At 63.0% G+C, this 21685-nt stretch carries 21 protein-coding genes; 10 read left to right on the forward strand and 11 right to left on the reverse strand.

Annotated elements, in window-relative coordinates:
• Window positions 1-84 precede the first annotated feature (84 nt).
• From CCOS864_RS16225 to CCOS864_RS16250, 6 genes are all read left to right on the forward strand, one after another.
• Complete coding sequence (locus CCOS864_RS16225; protein WP_115087661.1) at window positions 85-702, forward strand: LysE family translocator; 618 nt, start codon at window positions 85-87, stop codon at window positions 700-702.
• 126 nt (window positions 703-828) lie between these two features.
• Window positions 829-1557 carry a sel1 repeat family protein gene (locus tag CCOS864_RS16230; protein WP_115087662.1) on the forward strand — a complete coding sequence of 243 codons (729 nt, stop codon included), beginning with the start codon at window positions 829-831 and terminating at the stop codon, window positions 1555-1557.
• Window positions 1558-1659: 102 nt separating this feature from the next.
• A complete protein-coding gene (locus CCOS864_RS16235; RefSeq protein WP_115087663.1) occupies window positions 1660-2358 on the forward strand; it encodes an AzlC family ABC transporter permease in 699 nt (232 codons plus the stop codon).
• Window positions 2355-2678, forward strand: coding sequence for an AzlD domain-containing protein (locus tag CCOS864_RS16240; protein ID WP_038994745.1), 324 nt, complete (start codon window positions 2355-2357; stop codon window positions 2676-2678). The genes CCOS864_RS16235 and CCOS864_RS16240 overlap by 4 nt, the downstream gene beginning before the upstream one ends.
• Window positions 2675-3505, forward strand: coding sequence for an AraC family transcriptional regulator (locus tag CCOS864_RS16245; RefSeq protein ID WP_115087284.1), 831 nt, complete (start codon window positions 2675-2677; stop codon window positions 3503-3505). Before CCOS864_RS16240 ends, CCOS864_RS16245 begins: the two co-directional genes overlap by 4 nt.
• A gap of 12 nt (window positions 3506-3517) precedes the next feature.
• Window positions 3518-3913, forward strand: a complete 396-nt coding sequence (locus tag CCOS864_RS16250; RefSeq protein ID WP_115087286.1) for a hypothetical protein — start codon at window positions 3518-3520, stop codon at window positions 3911-3913.
• 97 nt (window positions 3914-4010) lie between these two features.
• Here the strand turns inward: CCOS864_RS16250 and CCOS864_RS16255 are convergent, their stop codons facing one another.
• Both CCOS864_RS16255 and CCOS864_RS16260 read right to left on the reverse strand, forming a co-directional pair.
• Entirely contained in the window at window positions 4011-4640 is a 630-nt protein-coding gene (locus CCOS864_RS16255; RefSeq protein WP_115087287.1) for a LysE family translocator, read from the reverse strand.
• Between the two features lie 97 nt (window positions 4641-4737).
• Entirely contained in the window at window positions 4738-5508 is a 771-nt protein-coding gene (locus CCOS864_RS16260) for an AraC family transcriptional regulator (RefSeq protein ID WP_115087289.1), read from the reverse strand.
• A gap of 100 nt (window positions 5509-5608) precedes the next feature.
• Here CCOS864_RS16260 and CCOS864_RS16265 point away from each other — a divergent pair, with 100 nt between their 5' ends.
• The gene (locus CCOS864_RS16265) at window positions 5609-6727 is read left to right on the forward strand and encodes a Bcr/CflA family efflux MFS transporter (RefSeq protein WP_115087291.1); all 1119 of its coding nucleotides are present in this window, start codon (window positions 5609-5611) and stop codon (window positions 6725-6727) included.
• 10 nt (window positions 6728-6737) lie between these two features.
• Here the strand turns inward: CCOS864_RS16265 and CCOS864_RS16270 are convergent, their stop codons facing one another.
• From CCOS864_RS16270 to CCOS864_RS16295, 6 genes are all read right to left on the reverse strand, one after another.
• Window positions 6738-9017: a KAP family P-loop NTPase fold protein gene (locus CCOS864_RS16270; protein WP_167458905.1), complete on the reverse strand. Its 2280-nt coding sequence runs from the start codon at window positions 9015-9017 to the stop codon at window positions 6738-6740.
• 126 nt (window positions 9018-9143) lie between these two features.
• A complete protein-coding gene (locus tag CCOS864_RS16275) occupies window positions 9144-9899 on the reverse strand; it encodes an ABC transporter permease (protein WP_115087295.1) in 756 nt (251 codons plus the stop codon).
• On the reverse strand, window positions 9899-11098 hold the full coding sequence (locus CCOS864_RS16280) for an ABC transporter substrate-binding protein (protein WP_115087297.1): 1200 nt from the start codon (window positions 11096-11098) through the stop codon (window positions 9899-9901). Before CCOS864_RS16280 ends, CCOS864_RS16275 begins: the two co-directional genes overlap by 1 nt.
• Window positions 11064-11912 (reverse strand): ABC transporter ATP-binding protein, encoded by an 849-nt coding sequence (locus CCOS864_RS16285; RefSeq protein WP_115087299.1) that lies wholly within the window; start codon window positions 11910-11912, stop codon window positions 11064-11066. Before CCOS864_RS16285 ends, CCOS864_RS16280 begins: the two co-directional genes overlap by 35 nt.
• Window positions 11909-12970 carry an acyl-CoA dehydrogenase family protein gene (locus tag CCOS864_RS16290; protein WP_115087301.1) on the reverse strand — a complete coding sequence of 354 codons (1062 nt, stop codon included), beginning with the start codon at window positions 12968-12970 and terminating at the stop codon, window positions 11909-11911. The genes CCOS864_RS16285 and CCOS864_RS16290 overlap by 4 nt, the downstream gene beginning before the upstream one ends.
• 51 nt (window positions 12971-13021) lie before the next feature.
• The gene (locus tag CCOS864_RS16295; RefSeq protein WP_115087303.1) at window positions 13022-13579 is read right to left on the reverse strand and encodes a carboxymuconolactone decarboxylase family protein; all 558 of its coding nucleotides are present in this window, start codon (window positions 13577-13579) and stop codon (window positions 13022-13024) included.
• 107 nt (window positions 13580-13686) lie between these two features.
• Between CCOS864_RS16295 and CCOS864_RS16300 the strand changes: the two genes are divergently transcribed.
• Complete coding sequence (locus tag CCOS864_RS16300; protein WP_115087305.1) at window positions 13687-14598, forward strand: AraC family transcriptional regulator; 912 nt, start codon at window positions 13687-13689, stop codon at window positions 14596-14598.
• A 46-nt stretch (window positions 14599-14644) separates the two neighbouring features.
• On the opposite strand, the gene CCOS864_RS16305 is transcribed toward CCOS864_RS16300, so the two are convergent.
• Entirely contained in the window at window positions 14645-15514 is an 870-nt protein-coding gene (locus CCOS864_RS16305; protein WP_115087308.1) for a follicular epithelium yolk protein subunit, read from the reverse strand.
• A 318-nt stretch (window positions 15515-15832) separates the two neighbouring features.
• Between CCOS864_RS16305 and CCOS864_RS16310 the strand changes: the two genes are divergently transcribed.
• Window positions 15833-17458: a methyl-accepting chemotaxis protein gene (locus CCOS864_RS16310; protein WP_115087310.1), complete on the forward strand. Its 1626-nt coding sequence runs from the start codon at window positions 15833-15835 to the stop codon at window positions 17456-17458.
• A 120-nt stretch (window positions 17459-17578) separates the two neighbouring features.
• Here CCOS864_RS16310 and CCOS864_RS16315 read toward each other — a convergent pair whose 3' ends face one another.
• Together CCOS864_RS16315 and CCOS864_RS16320 are read right to left on the reverse strand one after the other, a co-directional pair.
• Window positions 17579-17932 (reverse strand): DUF1428 domain-containing protein, encoded by a 354-nt coding sequence (locus CCOS864_RS16315; RefSeq protein WP_115087311.1) that lies wholly within the window; start codon window positions 17930-17932, stop codon window positions 17579-17581.
• Window positions 17933-18071: 139 nt separating this feature from the next.
• Window positions 18072-20291: a TonB-dependent receptor gene (locus CCOS864_RS16320; RefSeq protein WP_115087313.1), complete on the reverse strand. Its 2220-nt coding sequence runs from the start codon at window positions 20289-20291 to the stop codon at window positions 18072-18074.
• A 459-nt stretch (window positions 20292-20750) separates the two neighbouring features.
• Between CCOS864_RS16320 and CCOS864_RS16325 the strand changes: the two genes are divergently transcribed.
• Window positions 20751-21620, forward strand: a complete 870-nt coding sequence (locus CCOS864_RS16325; RefSeq protein ID WP_115087315.1) for an AraC family transcriptional regulator — start codon at window positions 20751-20753, stop codon at window positions 21618-21620.
• The last annotated feature ends 65 nt before the right edge of the window (window positions 21621-21685 follow it).

Here is a 21685-nt window from a genome sequence, read left to right on the forward strand (position 1 = left end):
AGAAGGCCACAGTAACAGGCGTTTTACAACCGAACCGCGCCTGCAGAGAATGCCGCTCCCGGTAAAAACCATCGAGAAATGCCCGTGAACAGTGCCCTGCTTGCCACCTACGCCCTGACTGTTTTGCTCTTGATCGCCAGCCCCGGCCCGGTGGTGGCGCTGGTGGTCAACACCACCGCCCGCGCCGGACGCAAACAGGCACTGCTGACCGCCCTGGGGACCAACGGTGCTTCGCTGGTGCTGATTGCCCTGGCCGCTGCGCTGATCTTCAGCAGCGCAGCCGTCAACCCACTGTTGCTAAGCGCCCTGAGCATGTTCGGTTGCCTGTTCATCGGCTACCTGGGCCTCGGCGCACTGGCTGAACTGCGCCAGCCCGCGCTCGCCATACAGCAGGCCCCCGTCCGCCAGGGCGGGCTGTGGCAAGGCTTTGCCATCGGCCTGTCGAACCCCAAGGACATTCTGTTTTTCGTCGCTTTCTTCCCGCAGTTCATCCAGGTTACCGAGCAGTTCAGCCAAAGCCTGATGGTGTTGGGGCTGGTCTGGCTGGTGCTCGACCTGGGCATTCTGGGCTTGTACATCCTGGTCATCGGCCGCCTGGCCGAGCGTCTCAACCGACGCTTGATCAGCGCAATCAGTGCCGTGGTGCTGTTGGCCATTGCCGTCGCCGGGCTGGCCTACAACCTCCGGCAACTGTTGCCCTGACGGGCTACGCTTTCGGGTGTAGGCCGAGAGCGGTTAGAATGACGCGCTATACCTCCAGGCCAGCCTCAAGCCACACTATGGACAGTCGGATTGAACCCTGAACAGCGCAGTCGTCTCGAAACCACCATGCATACCCGCCCGGCCCCGAATTCCAGAGGCACTTCCTTGATCCGCTCGCCCCTTTTGCACGGTCTGCTCGCCGTCGTGCTGCCAACTTCGGCGCTGGCCGCCGGCGTACGGATCGACCCGCATGCCGACCTGTTGTACCGCCAGGCCCTGACCTTGCTGGAACAGGCCGACAACCAGAACACCAGTTTCACCCTCAAGACCAGCACCACCGACCAGGACCTCGCCCAGCAAGGCCAGGCCCTGGGCCGCACCCTGGCGCCTGCGGTGAGCCTGCTGAAAAAAGCCGTGGAGCTTGACCACCCGGCCGCCCAGTACCGCCTGGCCCTCTACTACATCACCTACCTGCCGGCAGCGCAGATCCCGGCTGCCGCCTGCCCGCTGCTCGAAGCGAGCATGGGCCAGGGCTTCGCCCCGGCGGCGCTGGGCATCGAAAACTGGTGCCCGAACTACAGCCGTAGCGAATACCGCACTGCGCTGGAAAGCGTGCCGAACCTGGCCAGCCTCTACGCCCCCTACTACCCGCAACCGGCCGTGCGCCTGCTGTGCCATCGCGAGCAACCGCAAGGCCTGGCGATGCAGTGGGGCCGTCAGCGCGACTACCAGGCCGAGGTCTACCGCCTGCTGGCCAGCGCCGACCCGGCGCAAAGCAAGGCTTACTGGCAAAAAGCAGTGGACATCAATGGCTGCATCGCGGCGCAGCGGCGCCTGGCCAGCAACCACTACTGAGCTGAGCGCACTGCGCCGCCGCTGACAGCAAGATCGTTCAAGTCAGCGGCGCCCGGCTCTGGCATGCTGTACAACCGTGTTCATTGGTTGTTGCTGCCATCCATGCCCAGTCCGCCGTTCGCCCGCCAGGCCTTTATCCGTGGCGCCATCGCCATCCTGCCGTTGTCCCTTGCCGTTGCCCCCTGGGGGTTGCTGGCCGGCTCCATGGCCATCGAAGCCAACCTCACGCCCTGGGAAGGCCAGGGCCTGTCGGCCATCGTCTTTGCCGGCGCGGCGCAACTGGTGGCGATCGGCATGCTCAAGGGCGGCGCCAACCTGTTTTCGATCCTCCTCACCACCCTGCTGCTGACGTCCCAGCACCTGCTGTACGGGCTGTCGATGCGCCCGGTGCTGTCGGGCCTGCCGACCCGCTGGCGGCTGGGCCTGGGCTTCTTGCTCACTGACGAGTTTTTCGCCCTCACCAGCCAGTACGACAAACAGCAGTTCAATCGCTGGTACGCCCTGGGGGTGGGCCTGACGTTCTACATTGCCTGGAACCTGTTCACCCTGGCCGGGATCATCCTGGGGCAGAACATTCCGCACCTCGACCAACTGGGCCTGGACTTCTCGATTGTCGCCACCTTCGTCGCCCTGATCGCGCCGTTGGTGCGCAACCTGCCCACCGTGGTGTGCGTGGCGGTGTCGTTGTTCTGCTCGGTGCTGTTCAGTGCCTGGCATTGGGACATCGGCCTGGTGGCCGCCGGCCTGCTGGGCATGAGCGCAGGTTTCATCTGTCAGAAATTCAGTGGAGCACGCTCATGATCTTCGCCCTGATTATCGGCATGGGCCTGCTGGTGTTCCTCAACCGCTATGCCTTTCTGGAACCGCGCTTGCCCCTGCGCCTGAGCTCCAATGCCCGGCAGTTCCTCGGCTTCGCCGTACCGGGCATGCTTACCGCGATCTGCGGGCCTATCGTCTTTCTGCCCGGCCACCAGCTCGACCTGAGCCTGAGCAACCCGTACCTGATCGGTTCGCTGGTGGCCGTAGTGCTGGTGCTGTTGACCCGCAGCACCTTGATCAGCATGCTGCTGAGCATGGCCTTCTTTTTTGTCTTTCGTTGGTGGTTGAACGGCAGCCCATGAACCCTGCACACAAGGAACAGACCCGTTTCTGGCAAGCCTCGGCGCTCGGTGACACCGAGATGCTGCATGCGCGTTATTTTCAGCAGCGCTTCGCCCCCCATGTGCACGAAGGCTACGTGATCACCATCATCGAGTCCGGCGCCCAGCGCTTCTGGCACCGCGGCAGCGAACACCTGGCGCCGGTCGGCAGCATGGTCCTGATCAACCCCGACGAGCTGCACACCGGCGCCAAGGCCAGCGAAGACGGCTGGCGCTATCGCGGCTTTTACCCCGACAGCGAACGCATCACCGGCGTGCTCGACGAACTGGAACTCAAGCGCGACGGCCTGCCGCGCTTTGACGCCAGCGTGCTGCACGACCCGCAACTGGCCAAGGCCTTCAGCTGGCTGCACTGCTCGGCCGAGCACGGCGCCAGCGCCCTGGAACAACAAACCGCCTGGCGCGAGGCGGTGTTGCTGCTGGTGCAGCGCCATGCCCGCGCGGGCGAGGCGCGCACGCCCGGCAACGAACCGTGCGCCGTGGCCCGGGCCAAGGAACTGATGGACAACCGCCTGGCCTATCCGCCATCGCTGGAAGAACTCGCCACAGCGGTGAATCTCTCGCCCTTCCACTTTGCCCGGGTGTTCCGCCAGGCCACCGGCTTGCCGCCCCATGCCTGGCTCAAGCAACGGCGCCTGAGCCGCGCCCGTGAACTGCTGAAAAACGACTGCCTGCCGTTCAACGTCGCCTTCGCCCTGGGTTTTTCTGACCAGAGCCATCTGAACCGGCAGTTCAAGCAAGCCTATGGCGTAACGCCGGGCGAGTACCGGCGCGCCTGCACTCATTAACGGACTAAGCCAATGCCCTACCCGCTTGCCTACCGCTGGTTCATTCACAAAGGCCTGACCGACTGGGAGCCCTGGTATTTCTGCGATACCCAGGCGTCGCTGCAACAAGCGCCTGACCTGACCAGGAACGCCTTCGCCGCCAGGGCCTTTGCCAAGGAAACCGGGGCGGACTTCGAGGTTTACCTGTTCGCCCGCCGCCAGGATCGGGAGGACTTTGCCTTCTTCGTGGTGCGCGACGGGGTGATTGAAGACAAGGTCATCACCGTGCATTTGTCGTTTGCCGACAAACTCGAGCTACGCTCGCGGTTGAGCTATGAACAAGTGACCCGCAGCTTCAGTGAATGGGTGGCCGAGGTGGCGCTGGCGGATGCGCTTGAGTGGATGAGCGAGGACGACCTGCAGGATTGAATCTGGGGCTGCTCTGCAGACCATCGCCGGCAAGGCCGGCCCCCACATGTGGGAGCCGGCCTTGCCGGCGATCGAGCGCAAAGCGCTCGCTGGGCATTCACGCCGGGCGCTGCATCAACATCAACCGCAGCGCCAGCAACGCCAGCACACTGGCCAGCAAGCGCGGCTGCAACCTGGCCAGGCGCCCCTTGCCACTGAACCAACGGCTAAGCACCCCGCCACACGCCCCCAGCACCACATGAAACACCAGGGCAATCACGCTCAGCACCAGCCCCAGCAGCAACAATTGCTGGGCCACTGCGCCTTTGGCCGGCACCACGAACTGCGGCAAGAACACGATAAAAAACAGCAGCGCCTTGGGGTTGAGCAGGCTGTTCAAGGTCGCTGCAACCAACACCGCCGCGAGCGATGTCTCACGCGACCCCTCGCCCATGCCCACCGTGCGCGGCTGCAACAGCTTGAAGGCCATCCATAACAGGTAGACCGCGCCGCTGTAGCGGATGATGTCGAACGACGGCGGCCAGGCGGCGATCAGTGCGGTGACACCGGTAGCCGTCAGCACAGTCAGCAACAGGTCAGCCAGGCTGATACCCAGCGCCGCCGCCAGCCCGCCACGCCAGCCCATGGACAGCCCATGACTGATGACAAAAGCCATGTTCGGCCCGGGCGACAGCAGCAACAGGGTTACCGCGCCAGCAAAGATGACCAGCGTTTGCATATCGAGCATCGCACACCCTCTTGGCTAAGCTCCGAGTGACGACAGTAACGGATCTCCAGCCGGGACAAGCGCTACAGCGCAGCGAATTTATTGCGCAACAGTTGCCTCAGCGGCAATAAACCCGAGGCGTACTGCCGGTCATGCTTTTGAAGAAAGCAATGAAGGCACTGTCGCTGGCAAAGCCCAGTTCCAGCGCCACCTGGGACAGCGGTTGATGGATCGCCAACTGCTCTACCGCACGTACCAGCCGCCACTGCTGACGCCATTGCTGATATGACATACCAGTGTCACGGCGGATCAAACGGCCGATGGTTTTCTCACTGGCGCCGACCGTGCGAGCCAGTTCGTGCAGCGGCGGCGGCAACTGCTCAAGCCCCTCTACCAGGCTGGCCAGGCGTCGATCCCGGGGCAGCGGCAAACGCATCGGCTGCTGCCCGGCGGCCTGCAGTTCGGCGATGCACAGGCCGGCCAGATGCGCGGCGGCGCCTTGGCTCCAGTCGGTTGCGAACGGTGCCTCGGCCATGCGCTCGAGCAGTTCGCGCAACAGCGGATTGACGTCAAGGATCACCACTTCAGCAGGCAAATGCGGCCAGTGCCGGGGGTCCAGGTACACCGAGCGATAATCGACGGTCGCCCGCATCCGCGCCCGATGGGCTATGCCGGCGGGAATCCATGCCGCGCGGGTCGGCGGCAGCAGACAGAGCAGATCCGGCGCCTGGGCGTCGATGCGCACGCAGCCCTGGCGGGTGAACAGCACCTGCCCCATGCGGTGCTGATGGACGCCAGAATCGTGTTCGCCCAGGGCCGAGCAGATGCCGACGATGGGCGCGCCGAAGCGGTCCGGGTCGAAAGTGGCGGTGGGTTCCAGCCAGGCCATGCAGGTTGTCCGATATTCACTATTTTTAGACCAGACCGCGACAATACACCCATCGCCTGCCGTCTACCATGAGCGCCCTTTTTCTCACCGGGCGCTACTTATGACCCACCGCACCTGGCTGACCCTGGCCACGGCCCTGCTGATGTTCCCGCAGATCGCCGAAACCCTCTACAGCCCCGCCCTGGTGGATATCGGCCAGGGCTTCGGGGTAACGCCTGCGCAGGCGGCGCAAACCCTGTCGCTGTACTTCGCCGCCTTTGCCATTGGCGTGCTGGTCTGGGGTCGGCTGTGCGACCTCTGGGGCCGCCGCCCGACATTGCTTGCCGGCTTGCTGCTGTACGGCCTGGCATCGCTGGCAGCCTTGCTGGTCACAAGCTTCAGCGGCCTGCTCGCCGCGCGCATGGTTGCCGCCTTTGCCGCTGCGGTCGGTTCGGTGGTGACGCAAACCGCGCTGCGGGACGTGCATAGCGGTGCGGAACTGGCGCGGGTGTTTTCCCTGATCGGCGTTTTCCTGGCGATCAGCCCGGCGATTGGCGTGCTCGGTGGATCGCTGCTGACCGAGGCTTTGGGTTACCGTGGCGTGCTGGCCGCGCAGTTGCTGCTGGCGCTGGCGTTGCTGTTATGGAGCTGGCGAACCATGCCGGAAACCCGCCCACAGGTACCCCATCGCGCCAGTTTGATCGGCACCTTGCGGCGCATGCTCGGTGATCGTCGGGTGTTGCTGGCGACGCTGCTGGTGGCGTTGTTCAACATCGGCGTGTTCAGTTGGTACAGCTTGGCGCCGTTCATTTTCCAGCGTTTGCAGCTGCAAAGTCTGTTTGGCTACAGCGGCGTGTTGCTGGCGCTGGGCTCGCTGCTCGGGGCGCGCCTCAATGCGCGATTGCTGGCGCGTGGTGTCAGCCAGGCAACGCTGCTCAATCTGGCGTGCGCAGTGAACCTGCTGGCAGCGCTGGCGATACTGCTGCTGGGCGAACATTGGCTGATCGCCGTGGCCATGGCCTTTATGCTCGGCGCCTTTGCCATGGCGATTCCGTTGGTGCTGGGCTCGGCGCTGGTTGAGTACGGGGATTGCCGGGGGACGGCGGGAGCGTTGTTTGGGTTGTTGTATTACGGGTTGATTGGCGCGGGCTTGGCGTTGGCCGGATGGGGGCAGGCACTGGGAGCAGTGCTGTGCTGCTGCTCCGTTTTCATTGCTGCCGTGAGCGCTTTCTACAGGTAACGGGCATAACTCAGTTGCTTCGTTGCCTGTCCAGTTCTGCCAGATTTGACGGCAGTGGAATCCAGCTCTTGTCGATGCCCGCATTGACTAGACTGTCCCATTTATCGAGCAACTGTTTGGGGAAGCGGTGGTACTCGCTACGCTTCATCGCCGCGTCCCAGGCAACAGGAATCAGCGCCTGCAACCTTTGCACGTCATGGCCTCCACCCTCAGCGCCGGTATGGTTGTGAACCGCCAATCCCACAAGATAATCAAGCATGTTACCAGCGGCGACGCCTTCGGCCTGCCTGTCATTGGCAGTGCTTTCCAGCCATGCGATCAGCTTGGCCTGACCAGCCTCCTGGTAAAAGGGTGACCTGGCATTGAACAAGCGCCACTGTCGTTGAATGGCCGCTGGCGAAGGGTCTTTGAACAACCGTTCGACGCCCATTGGGGCCTCGAACACCGTCAACAAATCCGATACCGCATCATCCTTGAGCAGGTTGGCGACACCTTCGAGTCGTGCCCTTTTGTACGAGTCATACAGATGCGCGATCCCACCGGCGAGCAGCCTTTCCATCGCCCAATCGTGTAGTCGAACTCGATCACTGCAAGTGGTTGCCGCTGCCGTCACCAGTGCGATTTCCCGTTGGTACTGTGCGTGCATTGACTGATCTGTATCGCGTTCACGCAGGGACAACAAACCGTCGATCAAGCTGCAGCACAAACCGTAATGGCCGGATACCTCCTGGAGCGCTTCGTGCGGCGTATCCCCCCAGACTTTTTCAAGCAGGTTGAGTTGAACCCCAAGGTACTCCAGCTGCTGATCATAGACATGCTGGTCAACCTGAGAGACCAACTCACGCATTCCCTGGCAATAAGAACCGATGGTCAACCAGATCAGATTCAAGGCAACTGCCGGCTTTTCGGTCTGAGCAGCGTCAGTCCCGCTAGCAAGAAGCTGATCGATTCGCAGATCGTCGAAATCCTCGGCCCATTCATTCAAAAAAAGCCGATGTTCATAACTGGTGATGCTCGGCTCCTGTGCCAATAGGCCCATCTCGTAACGGATGCGGGCGCGATAGGTTGATTTACGCAGATCGTGCAAGGCTGCAAGCTGATTCTTAAGCCGCACGAAAGCCGGCGCATGATCAGGCATTGTTGATCCCAGCGTAAGTTGAATAGCTTCGCGCTGAAACGTCTCCCGCTCTTCATCGGTTTCTCCGCGTAGCGACTGACGGTCCCGGCCCAGCAGGGACGGCTCGAGACGTTCAAGGGTCGCCGGTGCTTCATGCCTGATTATGGTCTGCAAAATGATTGCATCCCACGCAAGCTCGTCATTGCCGTGGCGACACGCGACGGTTTTCAATTGCCCCAGGTCACGGGTTATAGCCTTGACCAGGCGAGGGTTGCGAGGAAACCACTGAGCAACTTGTTTGAAAGATGCCTCTGGAATGAAAGGGCAACATTCGCGAAACGCTCGCCATGCCAGGCGCCTGGCTTGCTCCTCAGTAGGCTCCGGCAGGGTGATGGAAATATCGATGATCTTCTCGAGAAAGCGTTGCCCATTCTCACCATAGGCGGCCGAGTACAGGCTCAGTGCTTTACTTACAACATCCAGGTCAAAGGCCAGGACGAAGGCGAAGCTCGGCCAGTCGAGCAACTCGCGCAACGCCAGCATTGCCTTGGGGATCGCGGTCGGGTCGGCGCGGTCAAGGTCATCGATGAACACCACGATGCGTGTGCGCTGGAGGTCAGCACATAGCGCTTCGAGCTCTTTGCGATTGAAGGCCAGCTTTGAACTCAGTAGCTGGCCCGTTTGCTCGGCAATCTGGGTGCCTTTGCTAACCATCGTCCCGGTAATAGGGTCCATAACTTGTGCAACTGACTTGCCAATCTCGGCAACATTGCCCAGTAGCCTGGCGATTCCACGCCCCAGATCCTTGAATGACTTGCCCGCCCAAGCACCTTTTTCAAGTTGCTCCAGCAACGCCTGATAGAACCGCTGGATCACCCCGTCACGGCCTTCGGCATCCCACGCTGAAAAGCGTACGACCACCCAGGTGATACCGTCCGGCTTGCTTTCATTGCGAATGCGCGCCTGCTCTTCAATGAAATTCAGCACGCTGGTCTTGCCGGAACCCCACTTGCCATACAGGCCGATACGCGTGGACCAGTTGTCCGGCGCCGATTCGATCGAGCGCAGCACCGAGCGGGCAATCGACCAGCGCTGCAGATCGTCATCCTGTTGCAGGCTGATCGCCGCATCATGGCCTTTGCCGCTACGCCGTGGGTTTGCTGGTGCTGTCATGTGGTGATCCATCGACCGTGAAGTTGAACCGGTCGGGAAGTTTATCCAACTGAGTTCGGTGCTGCACCTGAGCTTTCAAAATTGCGCCGTCCGCATCGCGGGGCAAGCCCGCTCCTGCCTCCTCGGTCAGGCATGCACCCACCTCCGATGCAGCCCACGGGCCATGGCGTCAAGCATAAAGCCCAGCACCCCGATCAGCAGCACCATCGCCATCAGCTCCGAATACGCCAGCCGATCACGGGTATCGAGGATGAAGTAGCCCAGCCCGGCACTCACCCCAAGCATCTCGCACGGCACCAGCACGATCCACAAGATGCCAATGGCCAGGCGCACGCCGGTCAGCACATGGCCAAGCACGCCGGGGATGATCACCTTGCACAGGGTCTCCCAGCGCGTCGCACTCAGGCTGCGGCTCAGTTGCAACCAGCGCGGGTCGAGCTGACGCACCCCCGCTGCGGTGTTGAGCAGGATCGGCCACAGCGCGGCAAAGGCCAGGAGGAAGTAGATCGGCTGATCGCCTACCCCCATCAGCATCACCACCACCGGCATCCACGACAGCGGCGAGATCATCCGCAAAAACTGGAACGCCGGGGTGGTTGCCGCTTCAAGGTGGCGATAACTGCCCACCAGCAAGCCCAATGGCACGCCGATCAGCAAGGCCAGCACCAAACCGATAAGGATGCGCTTGAGGCTGACCCAGATGTGCTCGTACACCTCGGCCTGGCCCAGCAGCTCGATCAGGCTGCCGAGCGTCGCCTGCGGTGAAAAACGCGCCGACAGGCCATCGGCCTCGCCGAACAGGTGCACGCCCAGCCACCAGAGCAATATCAAGCCGAACAGGCCGGCAACGCCCAGGGCGCCATGGATTGCATGCTTGCCCATCAGATCGCGAACTCCTCGCTACGCTCGAAGCTCTCGGGCAAGCCGAAGGCCTTGAGCCCGCCGACGGCGGCGATGCTGTTGCGGACGAAGCGGTCGTCGACCAGGTCGCGGGCGGTTTGTTGCGGGTCGAGGCCGGCGAGGAAGCCTTTGTCGCCTTCGATCAGGGTGTTCTGCAGGCGGCGCACCAGTTCTTCGGTGTAGCTGGGGAATGGATACGGCTGGAAGTCGATGCGTTTCTCGTCCCACTGCGCATGCTGGATCGCACCGCTGGCGATGTAGGCGTCACGGGCCGCTGCTGTCGGCGCCAGCACCTGGCTAAGCACCTGCGGGGTGTGCGGGGTGTACTTGTTCGGCCCGCTCCTGGACAGCAGTGCGGCGGCTTCGGCACGGTGGTCGCGGGTCCATAGCTGGGCCTTGACGATCGCATTGACCACCTTCTGCGACCACTCGGGGCGGTTGTTCAGGTCATGTTCGTGCATGAACACCACGCAGCAGGCATGGTTGCGCCAGATGTCGCCGGTAAAGCGCTGCACGCGGCCAACCTTGAGGTCTTCGGCCAAGGCGTTGAACGGCTCGGCAACGATGTAGCCGGCAATGCGCTTGCTGGCGAGCGCCGGCGGCATGTCCGACGGCGGCAGCACCACCAGGTTGACCTCGTTGGCCGCCAGCTGGGCAGTGGCGGCTTTGGACACCGGGGTCAGGCCGTGGTCGCGGAACAGCTGCTGCACCACCACGTTATGGATCGAGTACCAGAACGGAATGGCCACGGTCTGCCCGCCCAATTGCGTGACTTCGGTAATCCCCGGGGCCACGGTCAGGCCCGAGCCGCCGACGTGGTTCCAGGCCACCACCTTGGCCGGCACCTTGCTGGCGTAGCGCGCCCATACGGTCATCGGCGACAGCAGGTGAATGACGTTGACCTGCCCGGAGATGAACGCCTCGATCACCTGCGCCCAACTGCGCAACAGCACCGGCCGCTCGGCCTTTACCCCTTCAGCCTCGAACAGGCCATTGTTGTGCGCCACCAGCAGCGGCGTGGCGTCGGTGATCGGCAGGTAGCCGATGCGCACCGGCGCATCCGGGTCGCTGGCCGCCCGGGCCTGCAGGCTATTGAGCAGCGGCATGGCGCCGCCGGCGGTGAGCAAGGCGCTGAGTTTGATGAAGTCACGACGAGTGTGGGTGAAGTCGTCCAGGCACATGGGCAGTCTCCGACGGCAGCGGCATAGGTTCAGAAGAAGGTTCGGGTGTGCGGCTGGCCCGCCGAAGGGTTTTGAGTATGTCGATGCGCAGCGCGCCCAGTTCCTCGACCCGCTGCTCGCGTGGTTGCGGCAGGTCGATGTGCCATTGACCAAGGGTGCGCGCCGGGTGGTTGCCCAGTAGCAGCACGCGATCAGACAACAGCAGGGCTTCGTCGATATCGTGAGTAATCAGGACGGCCGCGGTGTTGTGCCGGGCAATCAGTTGCAGCAGCAGTTGCTGCATGTCGGCGCGGGTCACTTCATCCAGGGCGCCGAAGGGTTCATCGAGCAACAGCACTTGTGGCTGGCGCGCCAGGCAGCGAGCCAGCGCAGTACGCTGGGCCATGCCGCCGGAAAGCTGCGCCGGGTACTGCTCGCGAGCGTGCTGCAGGCCGACCGCCTCGATGGCGTGGTCGATGCGTGCACGCCGTTCGCTGGCGGCAAGCGTGGGCTGGCGGGCGAAATCCAGACCGAAGGCGACGTTGCTTTCCAGGCTCAGCCAGGGCAGCAGGCTGGGGTCCTGGAAGGCCACCGCCAGGCGCGGGTGCGGGCCCTGCAGCGGCTCGCCGAGCAAGCTGACGCTGCCCGCGCGGGCCTGCTGCAAGCCGGCCAGCACCCGTAACAGGCTGGACTTGCCGACGCCACTGGGGCCGAGGATGGTGATCACTTCACCCGGCGCCAGTTGCAGGTCGAAGTTTTCCAGCACGCTTTGCCAGCCTTGTTCACGCGGGTAGCCAAGGCTGATGCCACGGGCTTCGAGTAACACCTCGGTCATGCTGACGGCGCCTGGCGTTGCAGCTCGGCGCGCAGTTGCACCAGGCTCGGGGTAACGATCGGCACAAAGGCCGACTCGCGCCAGCGACGGGCGAAACCGGCGCCGTAAGCGGTGAGATAAGCCTTGCCGCCGCTGGCCTGCAACTCGAGCTGCACGGCGTCGGCAGCGGTTTCGGCCAAGGTGATGCGCAGCTTGAACAGGGCCGCGGGCTGGGCCAGGAAACGACCATCGAGCAGGCCCTTTTTCAACTCGCCCACGGCGTTTTCCAAGCGCTCGTGCAACACCTGCAGCGCCTCGCCAAGGAACGGGCGCATGCCCTGCAGGTGCCCTTCCACTTCGCTCAGCGAGCGCCGCGCCAGACCAATCGACATGCCGCATTGCAGGCCCAGGAATGACGGGCGCACCGCCGGCAGAAACTGCTTGGCGTTCTCGTGCAGCAGCCAGTCGCGGCTGATCGGCACCTGCTCGAAACCCAAGGCGGCGGTGTTGCTCGATTGCAGGCCCAGCAGTTGCAGGTCGTCGGAGCGGGTCAGCCCGGCAGCGTTGTCCGGAATGGCCAGAACGAATGGCGAGGCGCCCTCCTCTTCAATCGCCGCCGCCACCACGAAACCGCCCTTGCGCAGGTTGGTCACCCAGTGCAGACGCCCGGCCAGGGTCCAGCCCCGGTCGTCACGCAGGCCCTTGACCTGCAGCGCTTCGATACCCGATAGGTACTTCATGGCGTTGGACAGCCCGGTGGCACCGGCCAGCTGGCCGCTGAGCAGGTCGGGTAGCAGACGCTCGCGCAGCCCGCCGTTGGGGCTGTGCAGCAGGTATTCGATAAAAGCGCGCTGGCCCCAGAACACGAAGGCCGCCGCCAGGGAATGGCTGGCAACATTGGCGACCGTCTCTACCGCGTCGGCGACCGTGCCGCCGCTGCCGCCCAGGGCTTCGTCGATACCGACGCGCAGCACCTGCGCCGCTGCCAGTTGCCCCAGCACCGCCTGCGGGTCGCCGTGGCCCTGGTCGAGGGCTTCGGCCTGGGCATCCAGCCACGCGACCAATGCGGGATCGAGCATAGCGTTTACTCCTTTAAAAATGCGCCAGCCTGCGCTGGCGCCGAGGGTTCGTTATGCCGAAGGCTGCCAGCGGTACTTGCTCAGCTCGTCATTGAGCGGCGTCTGGGCGAACACATTAGCAAAGTTGCACAGGGTTGCCAGGCTGACGCCGAGGATCACCTCCAGGGCATTGCCTTCGCTGTAGCCCGCTTCGCGGAACGCGCCATAACCCGCCTCACTGACATTGCCGCGGGTGGCGATCACTTCGCGGGTAAACGCCGCCAGCGCTTCAAGCTTGTCTTGCGGCAACTCGCCCTTGGCGCGCAGGGCATCGACCACCTCTTGCCCCAGCTTGGCCTTGTTCAGCGCCACGGCGGTGTGGCCGGCCACGCAGAAGTCGCAGCCGTGGTGGGTGGCGGCCACCAGTTGCACCACTTCACGCTCGGCCAGGCTCAGCTCGGCCTTGCCGTTGAGTGCCGACACAGTGACGTAGGTTTCCAGCGCCGCCGGGGCGTTGGCCAGCACGCCGAGCAGGTTGGGGATGAAGCCCGAGGCCTTCTGGGCGTTCTCCAGATAAGGACGGACGGCCTCAGGGGCGCTTTGCAGTGTATGGACAGTGACGCGCGACATTGGAGTGGACTCCTGCAGACTGGGGGTGTGCGACAAGTCTGTTGGTTATAAGAATTACCTGCCATATTCTGCAGTCGCTATTACTTGCTCCTGAGTCTTTTCATTAGATGATTTCGTCCAGCCCCGTAGTCGATTGGTTATTAGAAAGCCTTGAGCTAGACGCCAGCCTGTTCCATGTCGGGCGCTATTGCGGCGGCTGGCACGCCAGCACCCACGGCCTGGCGCGGGCCAGTTTCCACCTGATTGTCCAAGGTCATTGCTGGCTGCATATCGACGGCCAGGCCGAGGCCATTTGCCTGCAAGCCGGCGATGCGGTGTTCCTGCTGCGCGACTTCAACTATCGGCTGTCCAATGTCGCGGATTGCGAGCTGGCGCAACAGCAGCCGCGCCAGGCCATGCAGCCGCTGGACAGTGACGCCACCGACGGCGTGGGCCTGGTGTGCGGGTTCTTTCATTTTCAGCCGGGCCTGTCGTCGCTGATCATCGAAGGCCTCGACGACTGGATCATCCTGCGTGCCGGCGACCCGGCGCTGAGTGCGGCGCGGGCGTTGTTCGAGCTGATCCTGGCCGAATGCCAACGCCTGCCCGCGCCCTCCTCGGCCTTGCTCGAACGCCTGAGCCATCTGCTGTTCTTGTATGTACTGCGCCAGCGGGTCAGTGACGATCAGGGCATCAGCGGCCTGGTCGCGCTGGCGCGCCACGCCAACTTTGCCAGCCTGCTCGAGCAACTGATCGAACATCCCGACCAGCCCTGGTCGCTGGAGAGCATGGCGGCCTGCACGGGGCTGTCGCGTTCGGCGTTCTTCAAGCGTTTCAGTGAGCTTGCCGGGCAATCACCCGGGCAGGTGCTGCTGGCCCTGCGCATGCGCCATGCCTGCCAGTTGCTCAAGGCCAACAACACCGTCGAGCAAGTGTGCGCGGCGGTGGGGTATCAGTCGATTGCTGCCTTCACCCGCGCCTTCAGCAAGGCTGTCGGGGTGCAGCCGGGGGCGTATCGGCGTCAGCATGAAGGGCGCTGAACGTGTTGAAAGGGGTGCAGCGCACTGCCTGCACCCCTTGCTTGCGTTATGAACTGATGCCCGGCCTGGCCGAGGTGACGAGGGTGCGGATGACATCCTGGCTTTCAGGGTCCTGCACGGTGATCGTGGTATTGGTGAAGTAGTCGATCACGATGGTTTCTTTGCTGGTGATGACATTCGACAGTTTGCCGGCACTCATGACGTTGTTGATATCCAGTGCCCAGAAGTGATGCCCCTGATACGTCGGGTTGTAATTGACCGCCGTTACCCCCACCAGGGTTATTTGATACTCAACTTCTACCGTCAGTACCCCCTTGCTGGCCGACAGTATCGCCTCTACGGTCTGCCCGGGTTGCAAGGTCAGGGTCACTCCGGCGCTCGAACCCAGGGTTACCGACTCACTTTGCGAACCGCCCTGCTCCCAGGTCTGGGTGAAACTCAAGGCGGTTTCGCCCTGGGCGCCGGCGCCGAGGAACGAGATCCCGTAGGAAATCGTCTGGCTGATGCCGACTTCCGACGAGCTCGACCAGTTGCTTTCCGCGGTGACCGTCACCTCCTGGGTGACCCCGCAGTTGAACTCCGCCGGCACCGAGGAGTGGTTGGTGAAGGTATTGGTATTGAGGGCAATCGGGTTCGAGGTTTCCGAGACAATCCTTGCGCTCACCACCGACAGCGTGGCTTGTACCTGCGGCCAGTTGTAGGTCTGGTACAGATCACCCCAGGGCGTGGGGCTGCAAACGTAAGCGTCATTGGGCGAGCGGCCAAAATAGGCAGACACCGCCGCTTTCAACGACCCATCCTGGATGTTGAACAAGGTTCGCTCGGTGTCGGTGATAACGTTCTGGACCGTGCCCGTGGCAATGACGGTTGACGCGGATGAAGATTGCCCAGCATTGATCGCGATACTAATAGCCATGACGACATCCTTGTTGAATGAGGGAGAGCAGAAAGTCGTTCAACTTCCAGCCTTCGGCGACGACATGCCGCCGAAGCCCTAACGCTAGCCCAGGGGTGGCACACAGCCAGTACCCATTGTTCATAAGCAATTGCGCTGATGTAGCGAATTATCTGCGCTGGCCGATAAGCCGCCGCCGACGAAATCACCGTTCGGTAATCGAACACAAGCCGCCCCTGCCCCCTCAAGTCCGCCTGCCATTACTCCGATAGCAGACCACCCACCGCCGCTCCAGCGGCAAAGAGTGGCGCTGATAACAACTCGAGGAGTACTGCCCGCATGTTCGCCGACCTGAAAATCCGCACCGGTATGTTCTGGGTGCTGTCGCTGTTCAGCCTGACCTTGCTGTTCTCCACCGTCAGCGCCTGGCGCGCGGCGGTGGGCAGCGACCAGCAGATCACCGAGCTGGACCAGACCGCGCACCAGTCGGACCGCCTGAACAACGCGCTGCTGATGGCGATCCGCGCCAGCGCCAACGTCTCCTCGGGCTTTATCGAACAGACCGGTGGCCACAGCGAGAGCGCCAACAAACGCCTGAAGCTCTCGGAAGAACTGCTGGGCAATAGCGCGCAGCTGATCAATGCGCTGGTCAGCAATGCCCAGGAGCCGACATTCAAAGCGCTCGCCGTGGAGCTGCAAAGCACCTTCGCCGACTACGCCAAGGCCGTGGCCGGGCAACGTGAAGCCACCCGGCACAACGACTTGCAGCACTACTTCAGGGTCAACACCGACGCAGGCAACGCCATGGGCCGCCTGCAGGCGCTGCGGCAAAAACTGGTGGCGGCGCTGAACGAGCGCAGCCAGCAGATCATGCTCGAATCTGACCGGCGCCTGAGCAGTGCCCAGCTGCTGAGCGTGGCGCTGGGGCTGCTGACCTTGCTGCTGGCCGCCCTTTGCTGGAGCTTTATCGCCCAGCGCGTGCTGCGCCCGCTGCGTGACGCCGGTCAGCACTTCCAGCGCATCGCCGGCGGCGACTTGAGCGTGCCGGTAGCGGTGCACAGCAGCAACGAGATCGGCCAGCTGTTCAGCGAACTGCAGCGCATGCAGCACAGCCAGCGCGACACCCTGGGGCAAATCACCGGCTGCGCGACGCAACTGGCCGAGGCCGCCGGGGCGCTCAACGGCATTACCGAACAGAGTTCCCACAGCTTGCGCCAGCAAGACCAGGAGCTGGAACAGGCCGCCACCGCCGTCACTGAAATGACCACCGCCGTGGAAGAAGTGGCGCGCAATGCGGTGTCCACCTCGCAAGCGGCCAGCGCCTCCAACGAACTGGCCGAACAGAGCCGCCGCCAGGTCAGCGACAACCTCGACGGTACCCAGGCCATGGCCCGTGAAGTGCAGACCAGCAGCGAGCACCTGGAACAACTGGCCGGGCAGATTCGCGACATCGGCCAGGTGCTGGAAGTGATCCGCTCGGTGTCGGAGCAGACCAACCTGCTGGCACTCAATGCCGCCATCGAAGCGGCCCGTGCCGGTGAAGCCGGGCGTGGCTTTGCCGTGGTCGCCGACGAGGTACGCACCCTCGCCTACCGCACCCAGCAATCGACCCAGGAAATCGAGCAGATGATCGGCCGCGTGCAGCATGGCACTGAGGCGGCGGTGGCATCGATGCACGCCAGCACCCAGCGGGCGCAGTCGACCCTGGGCATTACCCAGGCGTCGGGGCAGGTGCTGGAGGGGATCTACAGTGCGATCGGCGAGATCAACGAGCGCAACCTGGTAATTGCCAGCGCTGCGGAGGAGCAGGCGCAGGTGGCGCGGGAAGTGGATCGTAATCTGCTGAACATTCGCGAACTGTCGACTCGCTCGGCGGCCGGGGCCCGGGAAACCCGCGAGGCGAGCCAGGCGTTGGCGGGGCTGGCCGGGCAGCTGACGGCGCTGGTGGCGCGGTTCAGGGTGTAATCAAAAGCAGCAAGGCTTTGCCTTGCATCGCTGGCAAGCCAGCTCCCACAGGGTCAGCGTTCACAGTTCCCTGTGGGAGCCGGCCTTGCCAGCGATGGGCTGCAAAGCAGCCCAAAAACCTCAAGCTTCCACCAGAATCCTGAACCCGCCAAAAATCAGCCGCATGCCATCAAACGGCATCGGATTCTGGTCCGGCTGCAAGCGCGGGTCTTCCATCATCTTCTGCATCCCGGCATCGCGCACCTCGCGTGACGGCCAGAGGATCCAGGAGAACACCACCGTCTCGTCATCCTTGAGCTTCACGGCCATGGGGAACGAGGTGATCTTGCCGTCCGGCACATCATCGCCCCAGCACTCGACGACCTTCAGGGCGCCGCATTCCTTGAACACCACGGCGGCCTCTTCGGCGTGTTGCTTGAAAGCGTCGCGGTTGGCGGTGGGGACTGCGAGAACGAAACCATCTACATAAGACATGGGGGAACTCCTGCACGTGGTGTGTGCAGGATGGTCGATTGGGCCGGGGGTGGATCGACAGGCTTGCACGCAAGCCCGACCGATGGTCATCGCACCCTGTGGGAGCTGGCTTGCCAGCGATGAGGCCGGCAGCCCCGGCTCAAAACCGCGTAGTCGCACTCACCCCGAAGGTACGCCGATCCCCGCGCGCATCCCAGGCAATATCGAACGGCAACGGCACGCTGTCGGTCTTGTACTGCTTGTCGGTCAGGTTGTTCACATACGCCGTCAGATCCAGGTCATAGCGCCCGCCCAGATGATAGGTCGCACTGGCATTGCCCAAGGTATAGCCGCCTTGGGAAACGCTGTGATCCTGCTGCGCCGTCGGCAGGAAGAAGATCCGGCTCTGATAGCGCCAGTCGGTGCCCAAGCGCACTTCATCACCATTCTCCAGCGGTATCCGGTAACTGCCGCCCACCGCCAGGGTCCGCGACGGCGAGCGGGCAATGCGGTTACCCGAATAATCCACCCCGCCCGACTCGAAATCCTGCAACTCTGTATGTAGCAAGCCCAGCGAGCCATGCAGCTCCAGGTTGCTGAACGGCAACGCCTGCAGCTCGAACTCCGCGCCGCGAATCACCCCCTGGCCGCTGTTGGTCAGCAGCGACACCACCTGGCCGTCACGCACCGACACGGCGTTGACCTGGATGTCCGAGTAGTCGTAGTAGAACACGTTGGCATTGGCGATCAGGCGTTCGTCGAACCACTCGCTCTTGACCCCCAGTTCATAGGCATCGACGTTCTCCGGCGCCACCACCGAGGCCTCGGCCTGCACCTGCGCACCGCCGCTGAAACCACCGGAACGAAAACCCTTGGCATAACGGAAATACACCCGCGCGTTGTCGTTGAGCTGGTACTCGGGGGTGAAGTCGTAGGTGAGCTTGTTCCAGGTGCGTTTTTCATCCTGCTCGACGCGGGTCACCAGGTCGCCGGTGTAGTTTTTCCACCAGTCGCGCTCGCTGTTGTAGCTGACCGCATCGGCATCTGGTGCGGCTACGCGGTGCAGGTCGATGTCCTTGGTTTCGCGGGTCCAGCGCAGGCCGGCGGTGAGGCTCAGGTTGTCGGTGGCCTGCCAGGTGCTGCTGCCGAACACCGCGAAGCTGTCGGTGCTCTGGTCGATATCGGTACGGCCATAGTCAGCCACGCCAAAGGCCTGGTTGTAGGGCTTGGGCAACAGCCCGTTGTCGTTGCGGCTGTCGAGCTGTTCATGGAACAGGTGGGTGCCGACGATCCAGCTGATTGGCTGGTTTTTCGCCGAAGACAAGCGCAGCTCCTGGGACACCTGCTTCCAGCGGTCATCGTTAAAGCCACGGCCGAATTCGTAGAGGCTCATGTTCGGGCTTTCGGCTTTTTCGTGGATATCGTCGAAGGCGGTGATCGAGTCCAGTTGCAGGTCGCCCAGATCCCACTTCAGTGCCAACTGCACACCGTTGTGCTCGATGCGGTCTTCGGCTTTACCGGTAAAGGCGGCCTCGTCGGTACCCGGCTTCGGCGCCGGGCCGAACAGCGTATTGCCCCCCGGCCCCGAACCCCAGGCGCGGGTGGCAATGCCCTGCCCTTTGTAGTCACGGCCATGCAGTTGCAGGGTGGCCTGCAGGTCATCGTTGATCTGCGCCAGCAATTGCAGGCGCAGGGCCTGATCGTGGATGTCGCCAACGGTATGGCCATCGACCTGGTTCTCCAGTTGGCCATCGGCGCTCTGGTCGACAAACGCCACCCGTGCGGCCAGCTTGTTGTCGATCAGCGTATCGCCATAGGCGCCTTCGTACAGGCGCGAATTGTAGTTGCCCAGGTCGAGTTTGAAGTAACCGTTGGCTTTCTCGAAATCCGGCTTGCGCGAAACGAAGTTGATCGCCCCGCCCGTGGTGTTCTTGCCCCACAGCGTGCCCTGCGGCCCGCGCAGCACCTCGACGCGCTCCATGTCATAGAGCGGAAAACCGGTAGCCACGTGGGGGTCGATATACACGTCATCGGTGTAGATGCCCACCGGGTAAACCGTGGTCGACGCCATGTCCCCCGAGCCCATGCCACGAATGTACCAGCGCGGCCGCTGGTGCCCGGCGAACTCCGGGGCGATGGCGTTGGGCACGTTCTGCAGGGCCTTGCCGGCACTGAAGCCGCCACCGCTGTCGGCGATCTGCTTGGCGCTGACCACGGAGATGGCCGAGGGCACATCCTGCACCGACTCTTCGCGCTTTTGCGCGGTGACCGTGATGATGGGCAGGGCTGCGGGGGTGGGGTCGGCGGCGAAGCTCGGTAGCGTGGGTAAGGCGGCGGCGATGGCCAGTAACAGGGGCAAGCGGGCGAAGGGAGCGGTCATGAACGTCGATGTTCCACGAGGGGGAAGAGACGAGGGCCTTCGCAATGGTTGTGCCAGGTGGGTAGTGGGTTGATTTGTATCGGTTTTGTCTGTTTGCGATTGATGAGATGTTGCCTGACGAACAGCTGGCCAGCACTGTTTGCGTGAGCATCAGCAGGGGCCAAACCTTTAACTACGAGCGCGCTACAATCTTCCCTTCAATCCATTCTGCAACCTCGCGACCCTCCCCCTGTCGCTGTAAATCCAGCGGCCGGGTTTGGTAGCCCGAGTACTCTAAGGCGTGCAGGGTGGACCAAGCCTCGGCCAAGTAGACGCCGAGGGCTACGCCCGGGCCGCCGATGCGGCCCATCGAGCGAATGCTCATCCCCGTAAAAAACACACCTTGAGCAAACACGGCTAGGCACTGCCACGCGGGTATAGTCGATTCTATGCCGACCGTACTTCCAAGAGCCTCCAGCCGTGCCCGACCTGCCGCCCAACGCCGCCTACACCCAGCGCTTCAGCGCTGTGCTCGCCTACATCGACGCCAACCTCGAAGGTGATCTGTCGGTAAAAACCCTGAGCCAGGTGGCGAACTTTTCGGTGTTTCATTTTCATCGCCAGTTCACGGCGTATGTCGGGGTGCCGGTCTCGCGTTATGTGCAGTTGATGCGCTTGCGCCTGGCGGCGCATCGGTTGGCTGCCAATGCCGAACACTCGGTGCTGGAGGCTGCCCTGGCGGCAGGTTTCGAAAGCCCCGAGGCGTTCAGCCGGGCGTTTCGGCGGGCGCTGGGCAGGTCGCCGAGTGCCTTTCGCCGGCAGCCGGACTGGCAGGCCTGGAATGCGGTGTTCGATATCCCTCACTTTTCCAGGAGCGTCATCATGCAGGTTCGTATTGTGGAGTTTGCTCAAACCCGGGTCGCGGCGCTGGAGCACCGCGGGCCGGCCGCGCAGGTCAACGAGAGCGTGAGTCAGTTCATCGCCTGGCGCATGGCCAGCGGGCAGTCGCCGGTGGCATCGAGCCGTACCTTTGGCATCCCCTATGGCAACCCCGACACCACGCCGGCGGAGGATTTTCGTTTTGCCATTTGTGGTGAGATTGATGAGGCGGTGGCGGCGAATGAATTCGGCGTGCACGAACGGGTGATTGCTGGCGGGCGTTATGCGGTAGTGCGGCATGAGGGTTCGCCGGACCATATTGGTGAATCCATCTATCCGCTTTATCGCGACTGGTTGCCGGACAGTGGTGAAGAGTTGCGCGATCAGCCGCTGTTTTTTCATTACCTGAGTGCTTATCCGCAAACGCCGCAGGAGCAGTGGCAGACGGATATTTATGTGCCGTTGCGGTAGTCGGCGTCTTGGGGCTACTGCGTAGCCCATCGCCGGCAAGTCCGGCTCCCACAGTGGATCTGTGT

It is taken from the genome of Pseudomonas wadenswilerensis, assembly GCF_900497695.1.
Taxonomy (GTDB): Bacteria; Pseudomonadota; Gammaproteobacteria; order Pseudomonadales; family Pseudomonadaceae; genus Aquipseudomonas; species Aquipseudomonas wadenswilerensis.